The sequence below is a fragment of the Kitasatospora sp. NPDC101235 genome, from assembly GCF_044767505.1.
Taxonomy (GTDB): Bacteria; Actinomycetota; Actinomycetes; order Streptomycetales; family Streptomycetaceae; genus Kitasatospora.
Map to the genome: position 1 here is coordinate 1 of NZ_JBIWNZ010000006.1, position 26,459 is coordinate 26,459.

Genomic DNA, 26,459 nt, shown 5'->3' on the forward strand with positions numbered 1-26,459 from the left:
ACTGATCCACCCCGAAGGGCTTCACCGTTCGACTTGCATGTGTTAAGCACGCCGCCAGCGTTCGTCCTGAGCCAGGATCAAACTCTCCGTGAATGCTTACCCGGCAATGCTCAATTAAAAGCGCCGGTCCACACCCGCGTTGAGCGGCACGGCAACCACCGGAATAAGGCGGCCCCGCGCACTGCGTCCTCGCTAGTGTTATTTCAAAAGGAATCTCCAACCCCGATCAAACGACCGAGGCCGGGGATGTCAACATATCTGGCGTTGACTTTTGGCACGCTGTTGAGTTCTCAAGGAACGGACGCTTCCTTCGGACCGCCTTCCAGCGGACCCTCCGGGCTTCGTTCTTTCGTGTTTCCAGCTTATCAGATGTTTTCCGCTCCGTTTTCCGGAGTTTCATTCATCCAAATTTCCCGAACTGGCCGGGTCCGCTTTTCGCGACATCCACCACGTTAGCGCATTTCGAGTGTTACTCGAAATTCACACTCACCTGATTGGCGGGAACGCCGAAGTGCCCAATTTTCATGGGGATCAGAGTGAGAGTGGATCGCGCTGAGTGAGGTGGCCGCTCCAGCGACTCGTTCAACACTAGGCCACCTGGCCGACATCGTCAAACGTCGAGGGCCGGATCTGTCCAGATCCGGCCCTCGTGGCTCAAAGCCGCAGCTCAGAGCGGGTGCATTTTCAGCCTGGCCTCAGGCCGGCCGGTCCGTAGACCGTCAGCCGACGGCAACCAGCTCCGCCGCCGCCAGGTTCCGCTTGCCGCGCCGCAGCACGAGCCAGCGGCCGTGCAGCAGGTCGGCCTCGGTCGGCACCGCCTCCTCGTCCGTCACCTTGACGTTGTTGAGGTAGGCACCGCCCTCCTTGATCGTCCGGCGGGCGGCCGATCGGCTCGGCGACAGGCCGACGGCGACCAGCAGGTCGACCACCGTCTGGAGTTCGGGCACCTCGGCCTTCGGGACCTCGGCCAGGGCGGCGGCCAGGGTCGCGGCCTCCAGGTCGGCGAGGTCGCCCTGACCGAACAGCGCCTTGGACGCGGCGACCGCGCGCTCGTACTGCTCCACGCCGTGCACCAGAGTGGTGAGCTCCTCGGCGAGGGCACGCTGGGCGAGGCGGGCGGCGGGGCGCTCGGTGGTCTCGCGCTCCAGCTCCTCGATCTCCTCCTTCGAGCGGAAGCTGAAGATCCGCAGGAAGTTGGGGATGTCCCGGTCGTCCGCGTTCAGCCAGAACTGGTAGAAGGCGTACGGGGTGGTCAGCTCGGGGTCGAGCCAGACCGTGCCGGACTCGGTCTTGCCGAACTTGGTGCCGTCGGCCTTGACGATCAGCGGCGTGGCCAGCGCGTGGACGGACTTGCCGTCGGCCTTGCGGATCAGGTCCGTGCCAGCGGTCAGATTGCCCCACTGGTCACTGCCACCGGTCTGCAGGGCGCAGCCGTAGCGGCGGTTCAGCTCCAGGTAGTCCATGCCCTGGAGGATCTGGTAGCTGAACTCGGTGTAGCTGATGCCCGCGTCGGAGTTGAGCCGTCGGGCGACGGCCTCCTTGGCGATCATGTTGTTGACCCGGAAGTACTTGCCCACGTCACGCAGCAGGCTGATCGCCGACATCCCGGACGTCCAGTCCAGGTTGTTGACCATCCGCGCCGCGTACGGCCCCTCGAAGTCGAGGAAGCGCGAGATCTGGCCGCGCAGGCGCTCGACCCAGCCGGCCACCGTCTCGGGATCGTTGAGCACCCGCTCGGCGGTGGGCTTCGGGTCGCCGATCAGGCCTGTGGCACCGCCGACCAGGCCGAGCGGGAGGTTCCCCGCCTGCTGGATGCGGCGCATGGTGAGGATCTGCACCAGGTTGCCCAGGTGCAGGCTGGGGGCCGTCGGGTCGAAGCCGCAATAGAACGTGACCGGGCCATCCGCGAACGCCTTGCGCAGTGCGTCCTCGTCAGTGGACAGGGCGATCAACCCTCGCCACCGCAGCTCGTCGACGATGTCCGTCACGGTCACGCTTCTCCTTCGATCGGGCGTCCGCCCGGTGCCGGCCCGATTCGGTCGGGCCCCGGGTCGGTACGACTCCAGCCTGTTAGAGCCTACGCGGTTCCGGCCAGCGAGTTTTCCCCGAGGCACCCCACCGGGTCGGGCGGCCCGCCCTCCCGGGCCCCTCCCCGATACCGGAAATTCCGTTGTTCGACGGCTGCGGGCCCATTCAGAGTGGTTCCACCGCCGTGCGGCGGCAGTGACGTGTGTGGAGACGGTCGTGCCGCCGTGGCACGCCCGCGGGAAGGGTGTGCCGAGTGCGCAACACGCTGGTTCTGAACGCGAGCTACGAGCCCCTGACGACGGTGTCGCTCCAGCGCGCCGTCGTCCTGGTGCTCCAGGACAAGGCGGTGGTGGAGCAGGCGCATCCGCTGCGCTCGATACGGGGGACGGGCGTGGCCGTCCCGGTGCCGCGGGTGATCAGACTGCAACGGTACGTACGGGTGCCATTCCGACAACAGGCTCCGTGGTCGCGGCGGGGCGTCCTGGCCCGGGACCAGCACCTGTGCGCGTACTGCGGCCGGCGGGCCACCACGGTGGACCACCTCCAGCCCAAGTCGCGCGGTGGTGCCGACAGCTGGATGAACACCGTGGCCGCCTGCCCGGAGGACAACCAGCGCAAGGCGGACCGCACGCCGGAGCAGGCCGGGATGAAGCTACTGCGCCGCCCGTTCGTGCCGACGCCGCAGGCCAGCCTGATGCTGGCGCTCGGTCTGCGCAGCTCGGAGGTCCGGGACCTCGCCGACTGGCTGCCGACCGTACCGGGCCGGCCCGTCTCCGCCGCGTGAGGCGGCTCCCCGGAGCGACGACGCTCTCAACCTGAGGAAACTCTCGGCGTCAGGATGGCGGCGGGTGGGGGCGGCATGAGCGCGGACCGGGGCGGAAGGCCTCAGTCCTTCGCCTTGTACCCCGCCGCCGTGCCGTAGTTGGTCGAGTGCTCGGGTACCACGACCACCTGCCCGCCGCCGATCAGCACCCGTCCGGAGATCAGCAACGAGCCGGTGCCGGGCGGGAAGTTGCCGCCGGTCGCCTCCTGGCCGCCCGCCAGCGGGAACCGGCTGAGGCGGGCGGGCTGGTCTCGGCGTTCGTCGGCGGCGAGCACCAGCGACCCGCCGTCGATGCCGACCGCCCGGACAGCGCCCTTGGCGGCGGTCGGCACCTTCCAGCGCTGCTTGCCAGTGTCCAGGTCGTAGCCGACCGCGGCCACCGGCCCGCCGCCGTTCGGCGGGGCCAGGGTGGTGACCATCGTGCGGCCCTCGAAGTACACGCCGGGAGTGGCCGAAAACGCACCGTGGCCGACGTCCAGCCGGCCGCCGTCGACGGCCACCGGGATCTCGGCGGCCGGGTCGCCGCCCGTGCCCCAGGCGAACACCCGGTCGGCCTCGGGCTTCTCCCCGGTGGTGAGGACCACGGACGGCTCGGCGGACAGCACGGTCACCGTCTTCGGCTGGTTGTTCAGGCCCCGCCACCAGCCGACCTTGCCGTCCGCGATGTTCAGCGCAACGGCCTGGTCGGCGGGAGTCGAGTCGGCGCAGGAGGAGGCGACGAGCACGGTCTTGCCGCTGACGCCGCCGGACAGGGTGCAGAACTTGCCCTGCCCGGTGTACTGCCAGACGTCCTTCCCGTCGGCCGACTCCCAGGCCAGCACCCGGTCGTCGCCGACGGCGACCACCTTGTCCTCGGTGACGCCGACGCGGGCAAAGTAGCCGCCCTTGGTGTCCGAGAGGGTCTTGGTCCACGCGGTCTTGCCGGTCTTGCTGTCCACTGCGGCCACCAGCGTGCAGGGGCTCTTCGGATCGGGCTGCGGACGGAACAGCGCCGCGCCCAGGCCCGCCTGGTTCACCCCCGCCGACAGCCCGCACGGGACGGCCCCGGCGGCCGGCGGCTCCACCGACCAGGTCGGCTTGCCACCCGCCCGGTCGTACGCATGCACCCCGGAGCCATCGGCCCGGACCACCACGTCGGCCAGCAGCCAGCTGCCGATCAGCGTGTCGTCGCCCGCGGAGGAACCGGCCGCGGCGGGCTGCGCGGCCCACGCCCGGGTGTGCGCCACCGCGAAGCCCGGCTCACCGCCGCTGCTCGCCGCCGCGCTGCCACCGCCCTCGGTTCCGACCATCAGCCCGGCCGCCACCAGCACTCCCAGCGCAGCCACCCCGGCGCCGGTCCGCACCAGCAGGGTCTTGCGGCTGGGCACGTGTTCCCCTGTCAGCACCGCGTCGGCGGCCTTCCGGGCCTTGGCGGAGAGCGAGGAATCGGAGCCCGCCCCAGCACCGGAACCGGCACCGCCGCCGGCACCTCGACGGGCGGCGGCCCGCGACGGCGCGGCGGTCCCGGCCCGCGGCCCGGGAGCCTGCTCCGGAGAAGTCTCCGCGGGCTTCTCGGGGACGAGCGCGGGCGCCGGCTCGGCCTCCTCGACGTGCACGTAGCCGTCCGCCGAGTACTCCGCCCCCGCCGGGACGTACAGCCCCTCCTCGGCGGGCTGCTGCGTGGTGGCGTACGTCGCGTACGCCTGGTACTGCTGTGCCTGGTCCGGGTACTGCGGATACGGCTGGTACTGCTCCTGTCCGCCGTACTGGCCCTGGACGTAGCCGCCCTCGCCATAGCCGGCCGGGCCGTACCCGCCCTGGTGGTACCCACTCTGGTCGTAGCCGGTCTGGTCGTAGCCGGTCTGGTCGTAGCCGGTGTGCCCGTGGACGCCCTGGCCGAACTGCGGCTGCTGCTGCCCGTACTCGGCCGAGGCATAGCCCGGCTGCGGCTGCCACTGCGACGGCTGCTGCGGTGTCTGCTGCTGCTCGGTGTACCCGCCGTACCCGTCGTTCTGCCAGTCCGAGTGGCCTGAGGGCGGCCACGGCTGCGGGGAGTGGGCGTCTCCGAAAGGCTCCTGCGCCATCCGTTCCGTCCCTCCCGAGCCGCCTGCCTGCCAATGCGGCAGTCAGCATCTCACGCCCGCCCGGTGACGCGGCCCGGGCCCTCGGTCGTACGGTCCCGGGCTTCTCGGTGGCGTCGCGTCAGGCTGCCGACTCGGCGCGCAAGGCCCCGTCGATCCGGGCGGCGAGGGTGAAGTCCAGCCCGGTGAGGCCGCCGGCGCTGTGGGTGGACAGGACGAAGCGCAGAGTGCGCCAGCGGATGTCGATGTCGGGGTGGTGGTCGAGCGCCTCGGCCTGCTCGGCGACGGCGACGACCACCCGGATCGCCGCCGGGAAGTCCGGGGCGTCGGCGCTGCGGGCGATGCTGTCGCCCTCCCGCGTCCACTGGGGCAGCGCCGCCAAGGCCACCGTGATCTCGTCGTCGTTCAGCCGCGCCCTGCTGGTCATCGCCGCGCTCCTGGTGGGTCGGGGGTGCCGGGCTTCCGGGACGTCCGGGGCTCCGGTGTCAGGCGGCCTTCCGACGCGGACGGGCCACGAGCTCGCCGCCGCAGTTGGGGCAGACGGCGGCCATGGCCTCGGTGCAGTCCGGGCAGAAGGTGCACTCGTAGGAACATATCGAGGCACGGCCGTCCGCGCTCAGCGACACCGCGCAGCGCTCGCAGCTCTCACGCATCTTCAGGGCCATGGCGTACTCCTCCGACCTGCGTACGGTCTGACGTTCGTTCAACTCAGCAACAGCCTGGTGACGGCCACGAGGCCGACCACCACGATGACACCGCGCAGCGCGGTCGGCGGGAGACGGCGGCCGACCTTGGCGCCGAGCAGGCCTCCCACCAGCGAGCCCGCCGCGATCAGGCCGGCGGCGGTCCAGTTCACGGTCGAGGTGAAGAGGAAGAAGAGCGCGGCGACTGCGTTGACGATCATCGCCAGGGCGTTCTTCACCGCGTTGATCCGCTGGAGGTCGTCCTGGAGCAGCATGCCCATCAGCGCCATCAGCAGCACGCCCTGCGCGGCGCCGAAGTAGCCGCCGTAGATGCCTGTCAGGAACACCCCGACCAGCAGCACCAGGTTGCCGTCCGGATCGCCGCCGGGGCGGCGACGGGCGGCGACGGCCTTGGCCACCCGGGGCTGGATCACCACCAGGACGAGCGCGAGCAGGATCAGCGCCGGGACGATCGCGTCGAAGGCCCCGCTCGGCAGCTTGATCAACAGCAGCGCGCCAACCAGCCCGCCGAGCAGCGACGCGATGCCCATGCGCAGCACGCGGCGGCCCTGGCCGACCAGTTCGCGGCGGTACCCGATCACGCCGCTGAGCGAGCCGGGGACCAGACCGAAGGAGTTGGAGACGTTGGCGGTGACCGGAGGGATACCCACGGCGAGCAGAACCGGGAAGGTGATCAGGGTGCCGGAGCCGACGATCACATTGATCATCCCGGCGCCGACGCCGGCCACCAGGACGGCGATCGACTCCCAGAGTGTCATGGGTCACCTCTCCTCTCGGTCCTGTCCGAGGGGATCATGCCGGACGGCCTTGCGGGCCGACCAGACCCGCCCACGATTCGGGACGCACGCCACAGCGCCCGGTACGCACGATTCGGCACCGCGAAAGGCCGAGGGCCCGCCACCTCTTGGCAGCGGGCCCACGGCGAAGCGCGGTTCGACCGATCACTCCGGGTCGATCTTCGGGTACTCCCGCGCCGGGTCCACGCGGGGACGGGCGGCGCCCTTCTCGGTGTCCACCGGCCGCGGGCCGGATGCCGGGTCCAGCGGCACCTGGGTGGCCGCGGGGGCCGCCTGCGGGACACTGGGCGCCGCGACCGCGCCGCCGTTCACCCCGCCGTTGCCGGTCAGGCCGGTGAAGGCGCCGCCAAGGCCCTTGAGCGCGTCGCCTACCTCGCTGGGGATGATCCAGAGCTTGTTGGAGTCGCCCTTGGCCAGCTCGGGCAGGGTCTGGAGGTACTGGTAGGCGAGCAGCTTCTGGTCGGCGTCGCCGTCGTGGATGGCCTCGAAGACCGTCCGGATCGCGGCCGCCTCACCGTCCGCGCGCAGGACCGCGGCCTGCGCCTCACCCTCGGCCTTGAGCACCTCGGCCTGCTTCTCACCCTCGGCCTTGAGGATCTGGGCCTGGCGCTGGCCTTCGGCGGTGAGGATCGCGGCGCGCTTGTCACGGTCGGCGCGCATCTGCTTCTCCATCGAGTCCTGGATGGAGGTCGGCGGCTCGATCGCCTTCAGCTCGACGCGGTTGACCCGGATGCCCCACTTGCCGGTGGCCTCGTCCAGGACGCCGCGCAGGCCGGCGTTGATGACCTCGCGCGAGGTCAGGGTGGACTCCAGGTCCATCGAGCCGATGATGTTGCGCAGCGTGGTGACGGTCAGCTGCTCGATCGCCTGGATGTAGCTGGCGACCTCGTACGTCGCGGCGCGGGGGTCGGTCACCTGGTAGTAGATGACGGTGTCGATGTTGACGACCAGGTTGTCCTGGGTGATCACCGGCTGCGGGGGGAACGGCACGACCTGCTCACGCAGGTCGATCCGGTTGCGGACCCGGTCGATGAACGGGACGACGATGTTCAGCCCTGCGTTGAGCGTCCGGGTGTAGCGGCCGAAGCGCTCCACGATCGCGGCGCTGGCCTGCGGGATGACCTGGATCGTCTTGATCAGCGCGATGAAGGCCACCACGACCAGGACGACCAAAACGATAAGGACGGGTTCCACGGACTCTCCCCTAGACGACCAGGGCGGTCGCGCCCTGGATTTCGACGACGTCGACCTGCTGCCCGGGCTGGTACACCTGGCCCGGGTGGAGCGCACGGGCCGACCAGATCTCGCCGTTCAGCTTGATCCGCCCGCCCTCCCCGTCGACGGTTTCCGCGACGACCGCGGTGGCGCCCTGGAGCGCCTCGATGCCCATCTTGACCTGCGGGCCCTTCTGAAGCTGCCGGTAGGCGATCGGGCGGACGAAGACCACCAGTGCGACCGAGACGACGACGAAGGTCACGGTCTCCAGGACCACTCCCCCGCCCAGCGCGGCCACGCCGGCGGCGGCCAGCGCCCCGACCGCGAACATGGCGAACTCCGGCATCGCGGTGAGCACCAGCGGTATGCCGAGCCCTGCGGCGGCCAGAAGCCACCAGATCCAGCTGTCCACACATCCATCCTAGGGAGCGAAGGCCTTCGAAGCGGACAGTTCCCGCAGGTCGAGGGGCGGAAACCGGTCGCGTGTGCGACCGGTTCCGACGGCCTTCCGGATGAACCAGTGGACGGGGCCTCAGCCCAGCGGCAGACCCTGGGCCGACCAGCGGTCTCCGTGCCGCTCCAGGGTGAGCGGCAGGCCGAAGCACTTGGAGAGGTTACGGGCAGTCAGCTCGGTGTCGATCGGGCCGGCGGTGAGCACCTTCCCCTGGCGGATCATCAGGACATGGGTGAAGCCCGGCGCGATCTCCTCGACGTGGTGGGTGACCATCGCCATTGCCGGAGCGAACTCGTCCTGGGCGAGCGCGCCGAGTCGGCGGACCAGGTCCTCACGGCCACCGAGGTCCAGGCCGGCGGCGGGCTCGTCAAGCAGCAGCAGCTCGGGGTCGGTCATCAGGGCGCGGGCGATCAGGGTGCGCTTGCGTTCGCCCTCGGAGAGGGTGCCGAACTTGCGGTCGGTGAGGTTGGCCATGCCGAGGCGGTCGAGCAGGGCGAGGGCGCGGGCCTCGTCCGACTGCTCGTAGGTCTCCTGCCAGCTGACAGTCATGCCGTACGCGGCGGTGAGCACGGTCTGGAGCACGGTCTGCTCGGCCGGCAGTTTGTCGAACATGGCGGCGCCGGCCAGGCCGATCCGGGAACGCAGCTCGAAGACGTCGATCTCGCCGAGCTTCTCACCCAGCACTGTGACCTTGCCCGAGGTCGGGAACAGGTACGAGGAGGCGATCTGCAACAGCGTGGTCTTGCCGGCGCCGTTCGGGCCCAGGATGACCCAACGCTCGCCCTCGGAGATGGACCACGAGACCTGGTCGACCAGCGCGCGCCCCTCCCGGACCACGGATACGTCCACCAGCTCCAGCACGTCGCTCATGCCTATGCCTTCCCCAAAAACAAGATTCTCGGCCGTCGGTGCGGGCGGCGGGCCTACTCCGGCAGCCGGTGGGCACGGGATGGGTGCGCCGCACACGCATGGGCAAACCTACGCCACGCGGATGACCGCCGATTCCGTAGGCTGGCCGGATGCTCGCGACTCCTGCCGACAATCCGTACGAAGAGCCCCGTTCGGGGCGGCTCACCGCATGGGGCAACGCCCTGCTGGCGGGCCTGGTGCCGCCGGACGACGCCGCTGCGGCTGTCCTGGGTGCGGACGAGATCCACCGGGTTACCGGGCTACCCGGTGACGAACCTGGCGAGCAGCACGGACTGACCTGGGCGCTGGGGCGGCTGCGGATGCTCGGCGTGAAGGGCCTTCGTCTCGCTCTGCCCTCAGCCGGGCACCCGCTCGGATTGACCGGCCCGAAGGCTTTCAACGAGCAGGCCATGAGTGCGGGTGAGGCCGTCCTTGCCGTGGGCGCACCGCTCGGCCTGGTGCCGGAGGTGGAGGTGTACGGCCCGATCGGCGACCGCTCGGCAACCGTGCTGTGGCGCTGTTCCGAGGTCAACGACACACCGCCGGCGGACGTACCCTCGCTGCACGAGGCGGAACGTGAACTGGCGGACGGGCTGCGTGAGGCGACCGTCATGCTCACCCGCCTCGACGTGGCCGGCGCCGGGCCCGAGGCTCTGCGCGCCCTCGATGCCTACCGCCGTCGAGGGCACAGCGAGCTGCTCGCCCCCGGCTACCCACCCCGGGCCGTCCGTGTGCTGGAGTCGGCCCGCCAGGTGTCCGCCTTGCTCACCATCGCCTCCGACAGCCACGGCGCTGCCGTCAGCGCCTCCGAGATGGCGGCCCGCCAGTCCGTCCTGGCCCCGCTGCGGCGCACGACCCGACGTGCCCAGGTGGCCGCCTACAACGCCCTCGTCGACGAGCGAGACGGCCGCTGAAAGGTGCCGACTCCTGGGGTCGACGGCGAGCGCGATTACCTCGGCGCGCTCGTACCTGCCGTCGGGCCCGGCGGCCAGGCCTCCCCGCGCCGTAGCGGCTGCCAGCCGACACCGGGACCACCCCAGGACTTCGGCTGCCTCCTCCACCGAGTAGCTCTCCGCAAGCCGTCGCTCCAGCGCCTCGGCCGCGGCCCGCGCCGTGGCCGCAGCCTTGTGCATACGTTTCCTGACGACCTGCTCCACCGCGGCACGCGGGACGGCGGCCAAGGCCTCCCGGCTGTATGTCGGCCAGCCTCGATATCCGCCGCAGGGGCGCAGCTCCCCTGCGGCGGCAAGCCGCCTGATGTCTTCGGCGATCACCAACAGACCGGTGGTGTGGCCCAGAACCGTGGCCGCTTTGGCCGCCCCCACCGGCGGCACAGCGCCCAGCGCGAGGATGATCTCCTCGGCACGGGCCTTCAGCTGCGCCTCGATGAGGGCCGACCAGGTGCCGTTGTCGAGGTCCGGCTCTGGGATCAGTTCACGTTCCCGTGCCAGGTTGAACTGCCAACGCCGCATCCGAAGCCGGCGCCTCAGCAGCTCCGGCCCGTAGGCCTCCCGCTCTCGGACTGCCTCCCGAACCAAGCTCGCTCCACGCTCGATGGCCTCGGCTGCGCGGACATCCACTCTCGCCGCCCGGCACCCGGACAAGCGTCCACCTGGTTCCCGTCCTCGATTTCCGCCCTCGGCAATCGGTTGCGACCCAGGCCCGGACATCGACGGCTCATCGAACATGCGGCACGTCAACTCAAGTTCATGGGCCAGTACGACAGGCCCGCACTCACTGCGCATCGCGTTCATCCGGCCCTCCCTCGGGATCGGTGTCGGCGATCAGCCTGGCACAGCCAACTGACTACACATCACCCCAATTCGGACTATCCCTGCCGAACAGCACATGCGGGACCGCTGTTTGAAGCCTGACCTGGCCGAAAACCTGCCGATCGGCACGGCGTCCGCACCGACTTCCCGCGCCCCCAGCGCACTACCCCTCGCGGGTCTCTCCGTGGCGAACGGCCCAGAGTGCTGCCTGGGTGCGGTCGGCCAGATCCAGCTTCATGAGGATGTTGGACACATGGGTCTTCACCGTCTTCTCCGAGAGGTGCAGGCTGCGGGCGATCTCCCGGTTGGAGCGGCCATCGGCGATGTGACCGAGCACTTCGCGCTCGCGCTCTGTGAGCGTGCCACCGCGGCCCTGTGGAGCGCGCGGGCCATCGTCGGAAAGGAGAGCCTCGGCCAGTTCGGGCTGGAGCAGAACGTGGCCGGCATGCACCGAACGGATCGCCCCGGCCAGCGCCTCCGGGTCCACGTCCTTGTAGACGTACCCGGCCGCACCGGCCCGCAGCGCGGGCACCATCGTGCGGTGCTCGGTGAAGCTGGTGACGATCAGGATCCGGGCGCGGCTGCCCTCCCCCTTGAGCGTGCGCAGCGCCTCGATGCCGTCGACGCCGGGCATCTTGAGGTCCATCAGGACGACGTCAGGGTCGAGTTCACGGGCCCGCTCGACGCCCTCCGCCCCATCGGCGGCCTCCCCGACCACCTCGATGTCGTCCTGGACTTCCAGGAAGGTGCGCAGCCCGCGTCGAACCACCTGGTGGTCGTCGACCAGCAGGACACGGATCAACGGTGTGCTCTCAGGCACCGGGGACCTCCATCTCGACGAGCGTCCCCCGGCCGGGGGCCGACTCCAGGGTGAGCGTGCCGCCGACGGCGGCCGCGCGGTCGCGCATCGAGGCCAGGCCGAGGTGGCGGCCGGCCCGACGGACGGACTCTGGATCGAAGCCGCGCCCGTCATCGTGCACGCGCAGCACCGCACCGCGCGCAGGCGTCCCGGCCAGGGTGACGGTGACCCGGCGGGCGCCGGAGTGGCGCAGCGCATTGTGCAGCGCTTCCTGGGCGACTCTCAGCAGCGCGGCCTCCTGGGCGGGCGGCAGCGCCCGGACGCCGTCGGCGGCGAAGACGACGTCGGCGGTGTGCGCCCGGTCGAGGACCTGTACCTGGGAGGCGAGGGTGGCGCTCAGCCCGTCCTCCTCCAGGGCGGCGGGACGCAGTTCCACGACGACGGCGCGCAGTTCGTCGGCGGCCTCGGCGGCCAGCCGGGCGACCTCGGCAAGCTCGGCGCGCGCCCGGGCCGGGTCGCGGTCGACGAGCTTGGCGGCCGCCTTGGCGGTGAGCCGGAGCGAGAAGAGCTTCTGCGAGACGGCGTCGTGCAGGTCATGGGCGATCCGGGCACGCTCGCCGGCCAGTGTGAGCTCGCGGCTGCGTTCGTACAGCCGGGCGTTGGAGAGGGCGAGGGCGGCGTGCGCGGCAAGGATCCGCAGCAGTTCCTCGTCGTGGTCGGTGAAGAGGCCCCCGCCGCGCTTGTTGGCGAGGAAGATGACGCCCATCACCTGCGGCTCATCCTCGGCCGCGTCGGTGTCCAGGATCGGCATGCCGAGAAAGGCGTCCATATCGGGGTGGGCCGCGGGCCACCCTTCGAAGGCGGGTGCTTTGCGGACGTCCACGAGCCGGGTGGGGCCGGTCTCGTGCAGCATGGCGGCAAGCACGCCGTGCTGCCGGGGCAGCGGGCCGATCGCCCGCCACTGCTCGTCGGTGACACCGTCGACCACGAACTGGGCGAAGCCCCCGTGGTCGTCGGGCACGCCCAGGGCCGCGTACTCGGCGCCGAGCAGACCCCGGGCGGAGGCGGTGATGCGGCGCAGCACCTCGCGGACCTCCAGGTGCCGGCTCATGGCGAGCAGCGCCTGGCTGACGGCCTCGATCCCGGACAGGCACGGTTCGCAGGCGGACAGCGGGCCCCGGTGGGCACGGTGGTCTCCGGTGGTGCTGGGCATACCGCCAAACTACCGCCGCCGTGACGACCGCCGCGTCCGTCCGCGGCCGCCCCGGGCCCAGGTCCGGGGGCCTAGGCCGCAGGGCCCGCCCGGAGCCTCGGGAGACCGCCCGGAACGCCGAGGGGCGGCCCTCCCCAGTGGGAGAGCCACCCCTCGGCCTGCTGTCGGAGAAGGGGTCAGCCCTTCTGCATGACCTCGGGCTCGTGCCGGCGCTGGAGCCGGGTCACGAGGACGCCGATGACGATCGAGATGGCGATCAGCACGCCCGCGTCGATCGCCCACTGGGCGACGCTGTGCTTCCAGAGCGGGTCGTAGTTGGGGTTCTGGAAGTCCTTGTTCCAGGGGCCCATGAGCGTGGACAGGTCGAGCGTGGTGGACACGATGCCGGTGCCCCAGCGGGCCGGCATCAGCCAGGCGATCTGTTCCAGGCCGGGCTTGCTGAAGATCTGGAAGAGGCAGCCGGTGAAGACGACCTGGACGATGGCGAACATGACCAGCAGCGGCATGGTCTTCTCGGCGGTCTTCACCAGCGCGGAGATCATCAGACCGAACATCATCGCAGCGAAGCTGAGCAGGATCATGCCGATGGTCATCTCGATGATCGGCAGGTTCTTGACGATCAGGCCGTGCTCGGGGAGCTTGCGCGGCAGGAAGCCGACGGCGGAGATGATCGCGCCCTGGATCACGCTGAAGATGCCCAGCACAATGATCTTGGACATCATGTACGCCGAGCGGGACAGGCCGGTGGCCCGTTCCCGTTCGTAGATCGCCCGTTCCTTGATCAACTCACGGACCGAGTTGGCCGCACCGGAGAAGCAGGCGCCGATCGCCAGGATCAGCATGATCGTCGCGGCCCCGCTGTTGAGGTGGAGCTGCGTCTTCGGGTTGGGTGCGAGCCCCGGTTCGTTGGGGATCAACACGCTGACCGCGCCGATGACCGCAGGCAGCAGCACCGACAGCGCCAGGAAGCCGCGGTCCGAGGCGAGCACCGACATGTAGCGGCGCATCAGGGTCCACAGCTGCGAGCCCCAGCTCTGCGGCTTCGGCGGCTTGACGGCCTCCTGGGCGACCTGGGCGTGCTGCACCTCGCCCGCCTCCACGGTGGGTGCGGAGTACTGCTGGTAGTGCACCGAGCCCCGGTAGCGACCGGCCCAGTCGTGGTCCGGGTAGTTCTCGAAGGCCTGGAAGACGTCCGCCCAGGTCTCGTACCCGAAGAAGTGCAGCGCCTCGTCCGGCGGGCCGAAGTAGGCCACCGAACCGCCCGGCGCCATCACGAGCAGCCGGTCGCACAGTGCGAGTTCGGCCACCGAGTGGGTGACGACCAGGATGGTGCGGCCGTCGTCGGCGAGGCCTCGCAGCATCTGCATGACCTCACGGTCCATGCCCGGGTCGAGGCCCGACGTGGGCTCGTCCAGGAAGATCAGCGAGGGCTTGGTGAGCAGCTCCAGGGCGACCGAGACACGCTTCTGCTGGCCGCCGGAAAGCGCGGTGATCTTGTTGTCGGCGCGCTTGTCCAGGCGCAGCTCGTACAGCACCTCGTCGATCCGGGCCTCGCGCTCGCGTGCCTCGGTGTCGCCGGGGAAGCGCAGCCTGGCCGCGTACTTGAGGCCCTTTCGGACGGTGAGCTCGCGGTGCAGGATCTCGGACTGCGGCACCAGGCCGATGCGCGAGCGGAGCTCAGCGAACTGCTTGTAGAGGTTGCGGCCGTCGTACAGGACCTCGCCGCGGTCGGCCGGGCGGTACCCGGTGAGGGCGCGCAGCAGCGTGGACTTGCCGGAACCGGACGGGCCGATGACCGCGACCAGGGACTTCTCCGGGACGCCGAAGCTGACGTCGTTGAGCAGGATCTTCTTGCCGCCCTTGTGCTCGACCTCGACGGTCAGGTGGCGGGCGGAGAAGGAGACCGCGCCGGTGTCGACGAACTCCTGGAGCTGGTCGCCGACCAGCACGAAGCCGGAGTGGCCGACGGTCAGGCGGTCCTGCGGGCCCATCAGCTGACGCTGTACCCGCTGACCATTGAGGAAGATGCCGTTGTGGCTGCCGAGGTCGACGATCTCGTAGCGGCCGTCCGGGAGCTGACGCAGCTCGGCGTGGTGGCGGGAGACCTGGAGATCGGACACCACGATGTCGTTGTCGAGCGCACGACCGATCCGGACGGTGCGCATCGCCGACGTCAGGTTGCGGATGATGGTCGGCTGCGGCCCGTCGCCACCCTGCTGCGGCGGGCCCTGGAAGCCCTGCTGCTGCGGGAAGCCACCGTGCTGGGGCTGGGGCTGCGGGGCCGGCTGGGCCTGCGGCGGCGCGTACTGCTGCTGCGGGAACGGCGGCTGGGCCTGCGGCTGCCCCGGCCAGGCCTGCTGCTGCGGCTGCTGGTACGGGTCGTGCTGCGGCCAGCCCTGCTGCGGAGCGGGCTGCTGGGGAGTGGGCACCGGACCACGGCTGGTGGTGGCCTCGTGCACCGGGGCGGTCTGCGGAGCGGCGGCGGGCGCGGGTGCGGAGAAGCCGAGCCGGGGACCGTTCTCCGGGTTGCCCAGGTTGACCACGGCACCGGGGAACAGCTGGGCCTGCATGGTGCGGGCGCCGGCCACGTACGTTCCGTTGGTACTGCCGTGGTCGTCCAGTTGCCAACCGCTGCCGTTGAAGCTGATGGTCCCGTGCTGCCAGGACACCCTGGCGTCGTCGAACGGGAAGTCGGACTGCGGGTTTCGCCCGATGGTGTAGGACCGCCCCGGTTCCAGAGTCCGCTGCTGTCCGTTGATCTCAATGACGAGTTGCGGCACTGCGCGCCTGCCCCGCTCTCTCGGTTCCCCCGAATTGTGGCCCCCGGCCAGGGGTGCGATGTTCCTGTGATTGACGGGGGGAATCATTCCAGCCCGCCGACCGCTGATGAAAGTCGGCCCGGGTGACTGTGACCAGGCTGCTACCGAGCCGGACCCATGGCGTCCCGCGAGGTGGGACGGGTGCCCCCGGGCCGTCGCGCGCCCGGTAGCGTGGGAGGCACCATGAACGCATCGCCCCTGGCCGCTGAGCCCCTCCCCGCCGCCCAGCACCGGACCGCGGACGAGCGCACCCTGCTCGTCAAGGTGTTCGGCAAGGACCGCCCCGGCATCACCGCCGGCCTCTTCGCGACGCTGGCCGGCTTCGGCGTCGACGTCATCGACATCGAGCAGGTCGTCACCCGTGGCCGCATCACGCTGTGCGCCCTGGTCACCCCGCCTCCCACGCCCGGCGCCGAGGGTGGGCTGCGGGCCACCGTCCACCGCTGGGCCGACGAGCAGAAGCTCCAGGCCGAGATCCTCTCCGGCATCGGTGACAACCGGCCGCGCCGTGAGGGCCGCTCGCACGTCACGGTGCTCGGCAACCCGCTGACGGCCGCTGCCGTCTCCGCGCTCACCTCCCGGATCACCGCCTCGGGCGGCAACATCGACCGTGTCTTCAGGCTCGCCAAGTACCCGGTGACGGCGGTCGAGCTGGCCGTCTCCGGTGTCGCCACCGACGAGCTGCGGGCCGCGCTGGCCCAGGAGGCGGCCACCCAGCGGGTGGACGTCGCGGTGGTCGCGGCAGGGCTGGAACGCCGGGCCAAGCGCCTGGTCGTCATGGACGTCGACTCCACGCTCATCCAGGACGAGGTGATCGAGCTGTTCGCCGCCCACGCGGGTTGCGAGGAGAAGGTCGCCGAGGTGACGGCGGCGGCGATGCGCGGCGAGCTGGACTTCGCCGAGTCGCTGCGGGCCCGGGTGGCGCTGCTGGCCGGACTGGACGCCTCAGTGACGGAGAAGGTCCGCGCCGAGGTCCGCTTCACGCCGGGCGCGCGCACCCTGATCCGTACCCTCCAGCGCCTCGGCTACCAGGTCGCGGTGGTGTCCGGCGGCTTCACCCAGGTCACCGACCACTTGGTGGAGCAGCTGGGGCTGGACTTCGCGGCCGCGAACACCCTGGAGGTGGTGGACGGCAGGTTCACCGGCCGGGTGGTCGGCGAGATCGTGGACCGGGCGGGCAAGGCCCGCTGGCTGGCCCGCTTCGCCGAGCAGGCGAAGGTGCCGCTGGAGCAGACGGTGGCGATCGGCGACGGCGCCAACGACCTGGACATGCTGAACGCGGCCGGCCTCGGGGTGGCGTTCAACGCCAAGCCGGTGGTGCGCGAGGCCGCCGACACCGCGGTGAACGTGCCGTTCCTGGACACCGTGCTGTACCTGCTGGGCATCACCCGCGAGGAGGTCGAGGCTGCCGACGCGCTGCACGGCACCCCGACCGAGTAAGGGCCGGCCGGCCACGGCCGATGGAGTGAGGCCCGCCCGAAGAGGGCCTTCGGATGCACGCGAGGGGCGCGCGGATCAAATCCGCGCGCCCCTCGCGTACGTTCCCGGGATCAGTCCTGCGGCGTGTAGTACGAGACCAGCTGGGCCACGCCCGGCTCGACGCCCTTCCAGGAGCCGCTGAAGCTGAGCACGGCGATCGCCGCCGTCGGGAAGCCCCCGAGCCGAAGCCGCTCCAGCGCGTCCCGGTCGCCCGCGTCCCCGGCCAACACCTGGGTCAGACCCAGCACACCCGGGTTGTGGCCGACCAGAACCAGGTCCGAGAACTCCTCCGGAGTCTCCTGGAGCACGGCGATGATCTCGCCGGGGCTGGCCTCGTAGACCCGGTCCTCGTACACCGTCTTGCGGGCCCGCTTCGGCAGCTCGTGCGCCGCCAGCTTCCAGGTCTCACGGGTGCGCAGCGCGGTGGAGCAGAGCACGTAGTCGGGGTTGATGCCGGAGTCGACCAGCCAGCGGCCGGCGTCCGGAGCCTGGTGTCGGCCCCGGTCGGCCAGCGGCCGCTCGTGGTCGTCCACACCGTTCGGCCAGTCGGCCTTGGCATGACGGAGAACGATGATCCTGCGGGGCGTGTCGGCGCTCATACCCAGCAAGCTTGGCAGAAAAGCGGCCCGGCGGCGCGATGCTCCCGGATGCCACCACTCCGAGGGACGAGAGGCCTCACCAAGCCCCGTTCACCAGGGCATCAGGTGGCGTACGGAATCCCTCAGCCCATCGTGGCCGCGACGGTGGCGATGATCGCCACCAGCACCACGATGGCGCCGAAGGCGAGGGCGATGCGGCCGAGCTGCTTGCGGCCGTCGGTGGGATCAGGATCGAGAACGGGCATGTCCGGAATTCTCCCATCCCGAACACGCCCGCCGTCCGCTGGCCCCACCGCCTTGGCCAGGCCTTGACCTTCCCCGTCGGTCCTCGCCCTTCACCGCCGCGTCCGGTCCCCGGCGTCACACACCTCCGTCGGGCGTCACGCCCCGGCCGGCTCCCCCGGGTGCACCGCCTCGTCCTCGATGTACCGGGCCAGCGCCGCGCGCAGGCCGAACAGCATCTGCGGCACCAGCAGCAGGGCCAGGAAGCCCAGCGGCCAGTACCACTGGCCGGTGACGTCGTAGATCCGGCCGATCAGGATCAGGCCGGGAACGGAGATCAGGTAGCCGATCCCCTGGGCGAATGCGGACAGCTGTGCGACGCCGCCGGCCGTCCGGGCGCGCAGTCCGATCATCGTCAGCACCAGCGGGAAGGCGCAGTTGGACAGGCCCACCAGGACCGCCCAGACCCACGGCGCGCCGGCCGGAGCGAGCGCCAGCCCCGCGTAGCCGGCGATGCCGCACGAGGCCAGCACGACCACGAACGGCCGCTGGTCACCGCGGCGGGCGGCGAGGTTGGGCAGGACGTAGGAGACCGGCACGCCGATCACCATGGTGACCGCGAGCAGCACCCCGGAGGTGCCCTTGTCGATGCCGGCGTCCTGGAAGATCTTCGGCAGCCAGCCCATCACCATGTACGCACCGCTGGCCTGGAGGCCGAAGAAGCCGGCCAGCGCCCAGGCCGTACGGCTGCGGGTGATCGGCAGCTTGGCCGGGACGGCGTTGCCGCCCGCCCGCTCGCCGCGCTCGCGCTTGGCGATCAGCACCGGCAGCCAGAGCAGCAGCGCGAGCGCACCGAGCGCCGCCCAGACGCCCAGGCCGTAGCGCCAGTCGCCGCCGAACGCGCTGGTCAACGGCACGGTGACGGCGGCGGCCAGCGCGGTGCCGGCGGACAGCGCCATGGAGTACAGGCCGATCATCGGACCTACCTTCTCCGGGAAGTAGCGCTTGATCACGACCGGGAGCAGCACGTTGGAGACCGCAACGCCGGCCAGCGCGAGCGCGGTCAGCAGCAGGAAGACCGCGGTGCCACCCGCGAAGGAGCGGGCCAGCACGCCCGCGGCGATCGCGCCCATGCCGGCCGTGATCACCGCGATGGGGCCGATCCGGCGGGCTGCGGCCGGGGCTGCGAAGCCGAACAGTGCGAAGCACAGCGACGGGACGGCGGTGAGCAGCCCGGCGAGGGTCGGGTTCATTCCCAGGTCGGCGCGGACCTGGTCGAGCAGCGGCCCGAGGCTGGTGACCACGGGGCGAAGGTTGAAGGCTGCGGCGGCGATCGCGACGGCGAACAGCCAGCCCAGGTACTTGGCGGAGCCTGAGGCGGCGGGCCGTTCGGCCGGCGGCCGCCGGGTCTCGGTCGGGGTGGAAGCGGTGGTGTCTGCTGCGGGCATGAGCGACATCATAGAATGATGGGATGAATTGATGCACCTCGTAATTGGCATGATGTGCCGACCGTTCATCCACCGGCCACCTCCCACCCAGGCCCCACCCGAGCCGTAGTCGCAAGGAGTCCCCCGTGGCGCTGTCCTCGCCGAGGCGCACCCCGCTGTCCGACCAGGTGATCGCACAGCTGCGTGCCCAGATCACTTCCGGGGAGTGGCCGGTCGGCTCGCGCATCCCCACCGAGGCCGCCCTGGTCGAACAGCTCGGCGTCGCCCGCAACACCGTCCGCGAGGCCGTCCGCGCCCTCGCCCACAACGGGCTGCTCGACATCAGGCAGGGCTCCGGCACGTACGTGCTGGCCACCAGCGAGCTGGCCGGAGTGATGCACCGCCGCTTCGCCGACGCCGAACAGGCCCAGATCGCCGAGCTGCGGGCGGCACTGGAGACCTCGGCGGCGGGCCTCGCCGCCCACCGCCGCACCGCGCGCGACCTGGAGCTGCTGGACGGCGCGCTGGCCCGCCGGGAGGCCGCCTGGCACTCCGGCGAGGCGGAGGACTTCATCCAGGCCGACGCCGCCTTCCACCAGGCCGTGGTGGCCGCCGCCCACAACGACGTCCTGCTCGCCGTCTACGCCGACCTCGGTGAGGTCACCCGCGAGCACCTGCGGCACGACGTCGGCCCCGAGCTGATCGCCGAGCGCTACATCGGCCACCACGGCATCCTGGAGGCCATCCGGGCCGGCGACGCCCAGCGCGCCTCGGTCGAGGCGGGCCGCGCCATCGGCGCCTGCGCCACCGCTGAGGCCTGACCGCCCGCGCGCCGACACCAGGCCCGCCCTCAAGCCCGACGCGCCCGACCCCGGCCCCGACTCCGACCCCGACTCCGACTCCGACTCCGGCCAGGAATCCCGGCCAGCAGCCCAGGCCCGCCCTGGATCCCCGGCCGAAACGAGAACGAAACGCCGCTGCCCGGCACCCCCACGAGGGAGGGCCGGGCAGCGGCGTACGGGCGGAGCGTCAGGCGCCGATGGCGTGCAGACCGCCATCGACGTGGATGATCTCGCCGGTGGTCTTCGGGAACCAGTCCGACAGCAGCGCGACGATGCCGCGGCCGGCCGGCTCCGGGTCGCTCAGGTCCCACTTCAGCGGGGAGCGGTGGTTCCAGGTGTCGGCCAGCTCGCCGAAGCCCGGGATGGACTTGGCGGCCATCGAGCCGATCGGACCGGCCGAGATCAGGTTGCAGCGGATGTCCCGCTCGCCCAGGTAGCGCGCCAGGTAGCGGTTGGTCGACTCCAGGGCGGCCTTGGCCGGGCCCATCCAGTCGTACTGCGGCCAGGCGAACTGGGCGTCGAAGGTCAGACCGACCACCGAACCGCCGTCCTGCATCAGCGGCAGCAGCGCCGTGGTCAGCGACTTCAGCGAGTACGCCGAGACGTGCATCGCGGTGGCCACGGACTCCCACGGGGTGTCCAGGAAGCTGCCGCCCAGAGCGTCCTGCGGAGCGAAGCCGATCGAGTGGACGATGCCGTCCAGGGTCGGCAGGTGCTCGCGGACCTGGTCGGCGATGCCGGCCAGCTGCTCCGCGTTGGAGACGTCCAGCTCCAGCACCTTGACCGGGTGCGGCAGCTTCTTGGCGATCCGCTCGGTCAGGCTCGGACGCGGGAAGGCGGTGAGGATGATCTCCGCACCCTGCTCCTGCGCGAGCTTGGCGGTGTGGAAGGCGATGGAGGACTCCATCAGCACACCGGTGATCAGGATCCGCTTGCCTTCGAGGATTCCGCTCATGATCAGTGACCCATGCCCAATCCGCCGTCGACGGGAATGACGGCTCCAGTGATGTACGCGGCCTCGTCCGAAGCGAGGAACCGCACGGTGGAGGCGACCTCGGCGGGCGCCGCGTAGCGGCCCAGCGGCACGCCCGCGACGATCTCCGCGCGGCGCTCGTCACTGAGCACGGCGGTCATGTCGGTGTCGACGAAGCCGGGGGCGACCACGTTGACGGTGATGTTGCGCGGGCCGAGCTCGCGCGCCAGCGACCGGGCGAAGCCGACCAGGCCGGCCTTGGAGGCGGCGTAGTTGGCCTGGCCCGGGGAGCCGGACAGGCCCACCACGGACGAGATCAGCACGACGCGGCCCTTCTTGGCGCGCATCATCAGCTTGGAGGCGCGCTTGACCACCCGGAAGGTGCCGGTCAGGTTGGTGTCCACGACGGAGGTGAAGTCCTCCTCGGACATGCGCAGCAGCAGGGTGTCGTTGGTGATGCCCGCGTTGGCGACCAGAACCTCGACCGCACCGTGCTTCTGCTCGATCTCGGTGAAGGCGGCGTCGACCTGCGCGGAGTCCGTGATGTCGCAGCGGACCGCGAGGACGTCGTACTTGGCCAGCGCCTCCGGCACCTCGCCCGAGCGGCTGGTGATGGCCACCTTGTCGCCCGCTTCGGCGAAGGCCTGGGCGATCGCGAGGCCGATGCCCCGGTTTCCTCCGGTGACGAGAACCGAGCGGCTCAACGATCCACCTCTCTCCGTGTGTGAGCGCGTACGTCGGAATGCGTACGCACTGTGACGCTATCGGGCGGTCGGCGGCGGCGGCGCATCGGGCTCCCACAGCGCCTCCCCGGCGGATCTGTCGCAATCCGACAATCCGCGCCCGCCCGTTCCGTCCCGGCGGCGGACATCGCCCAGGCCCGGGCGCTGCCCGGATCGGGGCGACTGTACGGGAACAACACGGGCGGGCACACCCGTTGCCCCCGTGGTGCGGGCCGGCCCGGGACCTGCCGTACCGTTTCCCGACCATCCCGGCGAGCGACGAAGGCAGAGCGGATGACCAAGGCACGGCCCGGGAGCACCCACCGAGGCGGACGACTGCTGGCCCTCACCGCGCTGGCGGCCGGCCTGGGCGCGGCCGCCTGGTCGCTGCGCGACCTGCCTGCGGCGTTCGGGCGACGGCCGGACGGCGAGCGCGAGGAGCGGGTGCGCAACTCCCCGCAGTACCGCGACGGTGTCTTCCACAACGCGCCCTCCGCGCTCGCCCGCGCCACCGACGCCCCCGGCTTCGACGGCGCCACCGCCCGCCGGATGCTGTTCGAGCGGGCCGGCCGCGTCCCCGCCCGCCCGGTGCCGACCGTCCGCCCCGCGACCCCGCCCGGACCGGCTGCCGAGGGCGTGGAGGTCACCTGGTACGGCCACGCCTCGGCGCTGGTGGAGATCGAGGGCTTCCGGGTGCTGCTCGACCCGGTCTGGAGCGACCGCTGCTCCCCTGCCGCGCACGTCGGCCCCAAGCGGCTGCACCCGGTGCCGGTCGAGCTGGAGGAGCTGCCGCAGGTCGACGCGGTGCTGATCTCGCACGACCACTACGACCACCTGGACATGGTGACGGTCAAGCGCCTGGTGCGCAGCCAGTCCGCGCCCTTCGCGGTGCCGCTCGGCATCGGCGCCCATCTGCGCCGCTGGGGCGTCCCCGAGCACCGGATCATCGAGCTGGACTGGGACGAGACCTGCACCCTGGGTGACCTGGTGCTCACCCTCACCGCGGCGCACCACTTCTCCGGCCGCGGGCTGACCCGCAACACCACGCTGTGGGGTTCCTGGGTGATCGCCGGCCCGAGCCGCAAGGTCTTCTACACCGGCGACTCCGGCTACTTCGAGGGCTACGCCCGGATCGGCGAGCAGCACGGCCCGTTCGACGCCGCGCTGGTCCAGATCGGCGCCTATGACGCGGCCTGGGCGGACATCCACATGACCCCCGAGGACGCCGTCCTCGCGCACAAGGACCTGACCGCCGGCCTGCTGGTGCCCGTCCACTGGTGCACCTTCAACCTGGGCCTGCACCCGTGGGCCGAGCCGATCGAGCGGCTGGTGAAGGCGGCCAAGAGGCAGGCCGTCCCGCTGGCCGTCCCGCGCCCCGGCGAGCGGGTCGACGTCGACAACCCGCCGGAGCTGGACGGCTGGTGGGAGACCGTCGCCTGACGGTCCGTGCCGACACCCCCGGCAGCGGGGATCGGAAGCGGGAATCGGCGGCCGAACCGTACTGGCCGAAACCGCAGCGCACCGGTCGAAATGCGCTGGCCGGAAACCCGGTGGACGGGAAATGATGCGGTGCGGGCGCCCCTGTGGCGCCGCACCGCCACCCTCCGCGACCTGGGAGCCCGCTTGCCTCCGATCCCTCCGGCCGATCGCTCCGGCGCCCCGCACGGGCGCGCCGTCGACCCGCTGTTCCTCGCCCTGCCGCTGCGCCCCCTCGCCGACGCCGCGCTCACCCGGGCCCGCGAGCTGGGCGTGAGCCACGCCGACTTCCGCCTGGAGCGGATCCGCGGCGCCTCCTGGCGGCTGCGCGACGCGCGTCCGGCCGGCACCTCCGACAGCGTGCAGCTCGGTTTCGCCGTCCGGGTGCTGCTGGACGGCGCCTGGGGCTTCGCCGCCGGCGTCGACCTCACCCCCGACGCTGCGGCCCGGGTCGCCGAGCAGGCCGTCGCGGTGGCCCGCCTCTCCGGCGGGATCAGCCGGGCGGCCGGCTCCACCGAGCGGGTCGAGCTGGCCGACGAGCCGGTGTACCGGGACGTCACCTGGGTCTCCGCGTACGAGATCAACCCCTTCGAGGTGCCGGACGCCGAGAAGACCGCGCTGCTCGCCGAGCGCAGCTCCCGGCTGCTGGCCGCCGAGGGCGTCTCCCACGTCCAGGCGGCCCTGCGGACCGTCCAGGAGAACAAGTTCTACGCGGACACCGCCGGCACGGTGACCACCCAGCAGCGGATCCGGGTGTACTCCGACCTGGAGGCCACCTCGGTCGACGAGCGCACGGGCGCCTTCGACTCGATGCAGACCCTGGCCCCGCCGGTCGGCCGCGGCTACGAGTACCTCACCGGCACCGGCTGGGACTGGGACGCCGAACTCGCCGAGCTGCCCGTCCTGCTGGCCGAGAAGATGAAGGCCCCGAGCGTCGAGGCGGGCCGCTACGACCTGGTCATCGACCCGACCAACCTCTGGCTGACCATCCACGAGTCGATCGGCCACGCCACCGAGCTGGACCGCGCGCTCGGCTACGAGGCCGCCTACGCCGGCACCTCCTTCGCCACCTTCGACCGGCTCGGCTCGCTCAAGTACGGCTCCGAGCTGATGCACGTCACCGGCGACCGCACCGCCGAACACGGCCTGTCCACCATCGGCTACGACGACGAGGGCGTGGCCACCCAGTCCTGGGACCTGGTCAAGGACGGCATCCTGGTCGGCTACCAGCTCGACCGCGGCATGGCCGGGTTGAAGGGTTTCGAGCGCTCCAACGGCTGCGCCTTCGCCGACTCCCCCGCGCACGTCCCGGTGCAGCGGATGGCCAACGTCTCGCTGCAGCCGGCCGCCGACGGCCCGGACACCGAGGGCCTGTTCGCCCAGGTCGAGAACGGCCTCTACATCGTCGGCGACCGCTCCTGGTCGATCGACATGCAGAGGTACAACTTCCAGTTCACTGGGCAACGCGCCTACGCCATCAAGGACGGCGAACTCGCCGGCCAGGTCAAGGACTTCGCCTACCAGGCCACCACCACCGACTTCTGGGGCTCGATGGCGGCGGTCGGCGGCCCGCAGACCTACCTCCTCGGCGGCGCCTTCAACTGCGGCAAGGCGCAGCCCGGTCAGATCGCGGCGGTCAGCCACGGCTGCCCGTCGGCGCTGTTCCGCAACGTCAACGTGCTCAACACCCAGCAGGAGGCGGGTCACTGATGACCGCGAAGCAGCCCCACGAACTCGTCGAGCTGGCGCTCGGCCTCTCCCGCGCCGACGGCTGTGTGGTGATCGCCGACGAGGAGTCCACCGCCAACCTGCGCTGGGCCGGCAACGCGCTGACCACCAACGGCGTCACCCGCAGCCGCCGCCTCACCGTGATCGCCACCGTGGCCGGCGCCGAGGGCACCGCCTCCGGCGTGGTCTCCCGCGAAGCCGTCACCGCGGAGGAGGTGGAGGACCTGGTGCGGGCCGCCGAGGAGGCCGCCCGCGCGGCCGGACCGGCCGAGGACGCCCAGCCGCTGATCGCCGACCAGCCCGCCTCGCCGGGCTTCACCGAGCCGCCCGCGGTGACCTCCATCGAGGTGTTCGACGCCTTCGGCCCGGCCCTCGGCGAGGCCTTCGCCCGCGCCGCCGCCCAGGGCGAACTGCTCTACGGCTTCGCCCGGCACGAGATGACCTCCAGCTACCTGGGCAGCTCCACCGGCCTGCGGCTGCGCCACGACCAGCCCACCGGCATGGTCGAGATCAACGCCAAGACCGCCGACCTGTCCGGCTCGGCCTGGGTGGGCGCCGCCACCCGGGACTTCGCCGACATCGACGTCGCCGCCCTGCACACCGAGCTGACCAGGCGGCTCGGCTGGGGCGCCCGCAAGGTGGACCTGCCGGCCGGGCGGTACGAGGCGCTGCTGCCGCCCTCGGCCGTCGCCGACCTGCTGATCGTCCTCAACTGGTCCTCCGGCGGCCGGGACGCCCAGGAGGGCCGGACGGTCTTCTCCAAGCCCGGCGGGGGCACCCGGCTCGGCGACAAGCTCAGCGGCCTGCCGCTGACGCTGCGCTCCGACCCGCACGAGCCCGGCCTGGAGGCCGCGCCGTTCGTGCTCACCCACTCCACCGGCGGGGACTACTCGGTCTTCGACAACGGCCAGCCGATCGCCGCCACCGAGTGGATCCGCGAGGGCGTGCTGAACGACCTGATCACCAGCCGCCACGCGGCCGCCCTCACCGGCCTGCCGCTGCGCCCGGCGATCGACAACCTCGTGCTGGAGACGGCGGACCAGGAGTCGGCGCCGACCCTGGACGAGATGATCGCCCGCACCGAACGCGGCCTGCTGCTCACCTGCCTCTGGTACATCCGCGAGGTCGACCCGGCGACGCTGCTGCTCACCGGACTCACCCGGGACGGCGTGTACCTGGTGGAGAACGGCGAGGTCGTCGGCGAGGTCAACAACTTCCGGTTCAACGAGTCCCCGGTGGACCTGCTCAACCGGATCACCGAGGTGGGCCGCACCGAACGCTGCCTGCCCCGCGAGTGGAGCGACAACGTCACCCGCACCGCGATGCCACCCGTGCGTGTCACGGACTTCAACATGAGTTCGGTCAGCCAGGCCTCTTAGCCACTGACCAACGGGGGAT

General features: G+C 71.3%; 23 protein-coding genes and 1 rRNA gene. 7 read left to right on the forward strand and 17 right to left on the reverse strand.

From position 1 onward, the window contains the following. Both ACIRRH_RS12075 and tyrS read right to left on the reverse strand, forming a co-directional pair. Nucleotides 1-93: ribosomal RNA gene (locus ACIRRH_RS12075) — 16S ribosomal RNA — on the reverse strand; the annotation flags it as partial. Nucleotides 94-719: 626 nt separating this feature from the next. Next, nucleotides 720-1,988: a tyrosine--tRNA ligase gene (gene tyrS / locus ACIRRH_RS12080; RefSeq protein WP_403066253.1), complete on the reverse strand. Its 1,269-nt coding sequence runs from the start codon at nt 1,986-1,988 to the stop codon at nt 720-722. A 293-nt stretch (nt 1,989-2,281) separates the two neighbouring features. Here tyrS and ACIRRH_RS12085 point away from each other — a divergent pair, with 293 nt between their 5' ends. Further along, complete coding sequence (locus ACIRRH_RS12085) at nt 2,282-2,812, forward strand: HNH endonuclease (RefSeq protein ID WP_224274729.1); 531 nt, start codon at nt 2,282-2,284, stop codon at nt 2,810-2,812. A 101-nt stretch (nt 2,813-2,913) separates the two neighbouring features. On the opposite strand, the gene ACIRRH_RS12090 is transcribed toward ACIRRH_RS12085, so the two are convergent. The 7 genes from ACIRRH_RS12090 to ACIRRH_RS12120 form a co-directional block, all read right to left on the reverse strand. Further along, nucleotides 2,914-4,914 carry a PQQ-binding-like beta-propeller repeat protein gene (locus tag ACIRRH_RS12090; protein WP_403065558.1) on the reverse strand — a complete coding sequence of 667 codons (2,001 nt, stop codon included), beginning with the start codon at nt 4,912-4,914 and terminating at the stop codon, nt 2,914-2,916. Between the two features lie 118 nt (nt 4,915-5,032). Continuing rightward, entirely contained in the window at nt 5,033-5,338 is a 306-nt protein-coding gene (locus ACIRRH_RS12095; RefSeq protein WP_403065561.1) for a 4a-hydroxytetrahydrobiopterin dehydratase, read from the reverse strand. Nucleotides 5,339-5,396: 58 nt separating this feature from the next. After that, nucleotides 5,397-5,576, reverse strand: a complete 180-nt coding sequence (locus ACIRRH_RS12100) for a DUF1272 domain-containing protein (RefSeq protein ID WP_403065564.1) — start codon at nt 5,574-5,576, stop codon at nt 5,397-5,399. A gap of 38 nt (nt 5,577-5,614) precedes the next feature. After that, complete coding sequence (locus tag ACIRRH_RS12105; protein ID WP_403065567.1) at nt 5,615-6,373, reverse strand: sulfite exporter TauE/SafE family protein; 759 nt, start codon at nt 6,371-6,373, stop codon at nt 5,615-5,617. A 183-nt stretch (nt 6,374-6,556) separates the two neighbouring features. After that, a complete protein-coding gene (locus tag ACIRRH_RS12110; protein ID WP_316526943.1) occupies nt 6,557-7,606 on the reverse strand; it encodes an SPFH domain-containing protein in 1,050 nt (349 codons plus the stop codon). A gap of 10 nt (nt 7,607-7,616) precedes the next feature. Next, nucleotides 7,617-8,039, reverse strand: a complete 423-nt coding sequence (locus tag ACIRRH_RS12115) for an NfeD family protein (protein WP_224274714.1) — start codon at nt 8,037-8,039, stop codon at nt 7,617-7,619. A 120-nt stretch (nt 8,040-8,159) separates the two neighbouring features. After that, entirely contained in the window at nt 8,160-8,951 is a 792-nt protein-coding gene (locus ACIRRH_RS12120) for an ABC transporter ATP-binding protein (protein ID WP_188300480.1), read from the reverse strand. Nucleotides 8,952-9,100: 149 nt separating this feature from the next. On the opposite strand from ACIRRH_RS12120, the gene ACIRRH_RS12125 reads away from it, so the two are divergent. Further along, nucleotides 9,101-9,904, forward strand: a complete 804-nt coding sequence (locus tag ACIRRH_RS12125; protein ID WP_403065571.1) for a hypothetical protein — start codon at nt 9,101-9,103, stop codon at nt 9,902-9,904. 1,021 nt (nt 9,905-10,925) lie between these two features. Here ACIRRH_RS12125 and ACIRRH_RS12130 read toward each other — a convergent pair. The 3 genes from ACIRRH_RS12130 to ACIRRH_RS12140 form a co-directional block, all read right to left on the reverse strand. Beyond that, nucleotides 10,926-11,582 (reverse strand): response regulator, encoded by a 657-nt coding sequence (locus ACIRRH_RS12130; protein ID WP_403065574.1) that lies wholly within the window; start codon nt 11,580-11,582, stop codon nt 10,926-10,928. Next, nucleotides 11,575-12,672, reverse strand: coding sequence for a GAF domain-containing sensor histidine kinase (locus ACIRRH_RS12135; RefSeq protein ID WP_403066255.1), 1,098 nt, complete (start codon nt 12,670-12,672; stop codon nt 11,575-11,577). Before ACIRRH_RS12135 ends, ACIRRH_RS12130 begins: the two co-directional genes overlap by 8 nt. A gap of 278 nt (nt 12,673-12,950) precedes the next feature. Next, nucleotides 12,951-15,554: an FHA domain-containing protein gene (locus ACIRRH_RS12140; RefSeq protein ID WP_403065577.1), complete on the reverse strand. Its 2,604-nt coding sequence runs from the start codon at nt 15,552-15,554 to the stop codon at nt 12,951-12,953. A 222-nt stretch (nt 15,555-15,776) separates the two neighbouring features. Between ACIRRH_RS12140 and serB the strand changes: the two genes are divergently transcribed. Then, nucleotides 15,777-17,033 carry a phosphoserine phosphatase SerB gene (gene serB, locus ACIRRH_RS12145; RefSeq protein WP_403065580.1) on the forward strand — a complete coding sequence of 419 codons (1,257 nt, stop codon included), beginning with the start codon at nt 15,777-15,779 and terminating at the stop codon, nt 17,031-17,033. A gap of 110 nt (nt 17,034-17,143) precedes the next feature. Here the strand turns inward: serB and ACIRRH_RS12150 are convergent, their stop codons facing one another. The 3 genes from ACIRRH_RS12150 to ACIRRH_RS12160 form a co-directional block, all read right to left on the reverse strand. After that, nucleotides 17,144-17,671 carry a histidine phosphatase family protein gene (locus ACIRRH_RS12150; RefSeq protein WP_224274702.1) on the reverse strand — a complete coding sequence of 176 codons (528 nt, stop codon included), beginning with the start codon at nt 17,669-17,671 and terminating at the stop codon, nt 17,144-17,146. Nucleotides 17,672-17,793: 122 nt separating this feature from the next. After that, the gene (locus ACIRRH_RS12155; RefSeq protein ID WP_263454436.1) at nt 17,794-17,916 is read right to left on the reverse strand and encodes an SGM_5486 family transporter-associated protein; all 123 of its coding nucleotides are present in this window, start codon (nt 17,914-17,916) and stop codon (nt 17,794-17,796) included. Between the two features lie 135 nt (nt 17,917-18,051). Further along, on the reverse strand, nt 18,052-19,350 hold the full coding sequence (locus ACIRRH_RS12160; protein ID WP_403065585.1) for a CynX/NimT family MFS transporter: 1,299 nt from the start codon (nt 19,348-19,350) through the stop codon (nt 18,052-18,054). A gap of 116 nt (nt 19,351-19,466) precedes the next feature. On the opposite strand from ACIRRH_RS12160, the gene ACIRRH_RS12165 reads away from it, so the two are divergent. Continuing rightward, nucleotides 19,467-20,141, forward strand: a complete 675-nt coding sequence (locus ACIRRH_RS12165) for a FadR/GntR family transcriptional regulator (protein ID WP_363393667.1) — start codon at nt 19,467-19,469, stop codon at nt 20,139-20,141. A gap of 208 nt (nt 20,142-20,349) precedes the next feature. Here the strand turns inward: ACIRRH_RS12165 and fabI are convergent, their stop codons facing one another. Together fabI and fabG are read right to left on the reverse strand one after the other, a co-directional pair. Further along, nucleotides 20,350-21,117 carry an enoyl-ACP reductase FabI gene (gene fabI, locus ACIRRH_RS12170; protein ID WP_224274697.1) on the reverse strand — a complete coding sequence of 256 codons (768 nt, stop codon included), beginning with the start codon at nt 21,115-21,117 and terminating at the stop codon, nt 20,350-20,352. A gap of 2 nt (nt 21,118-21,119) precedes the next feature. Then, nucleotides 21,120-21,839: a 3-oxoacyl-[acyl-carrier-protein] reductase gene (gene fabG, locus ACIRRH_RS12175; RefSeq protein WP_403065590.1), complete on the reverse strand. Its 720-nt coding sequence runs from the start codon at nt 21,837-21,839 to the stop codon at nt 21,120-21,122. Between the two features lie 312 nt (nt 21,840-22,151). Here fabG and ACIRRH_RS12180 point away from each other — a divergent pair, with 312 nt between their 5' ends. From ACIRRH_RS12180 to ACIRRH_RS12190, 3 genes are all read left to right on the forward strand, one after another. Further along, entirely contained in the window at nt 22,152-23,297 is a 1,146-nt protein-coding gene (locus tag ACIRRH_RS12180) for an MBL fold metallo-hydrolase (protein WP_403065593.1), read from the forward strand. Between the two features lie 192 nt (nt 23,298-23,489). Beyond that, complete coding sequence (locus tag ACIRRH_RS12185) at nt 23,490-25,043, forward strand: TldD/PmbA family protein (RefSeq protein ID WP_403066257.1); 1,554 nt, start codon at nt 23,490-23,492, stop codon at nt 25,041-25,043. Then, on the forward strand, nt 25,043-26,440 hold the full coding sequence (locus ACIRRH_RS12190; RefSeq protein WP_403065595.1) for a metallopeptidase TldD-related protein: 1,398 nt from the start codon (nt 25,043-25,045) through the stop codon (nt 26,438-26,440). The genes ACIRRH_RS12185 and ACIRRH_RS12190 overlap by 1 nt, the downstream gene beginning before the upstream one ends. The last annotated feature ends 19 nt before the right edge of the window (nt 26,441-26,459 follow it).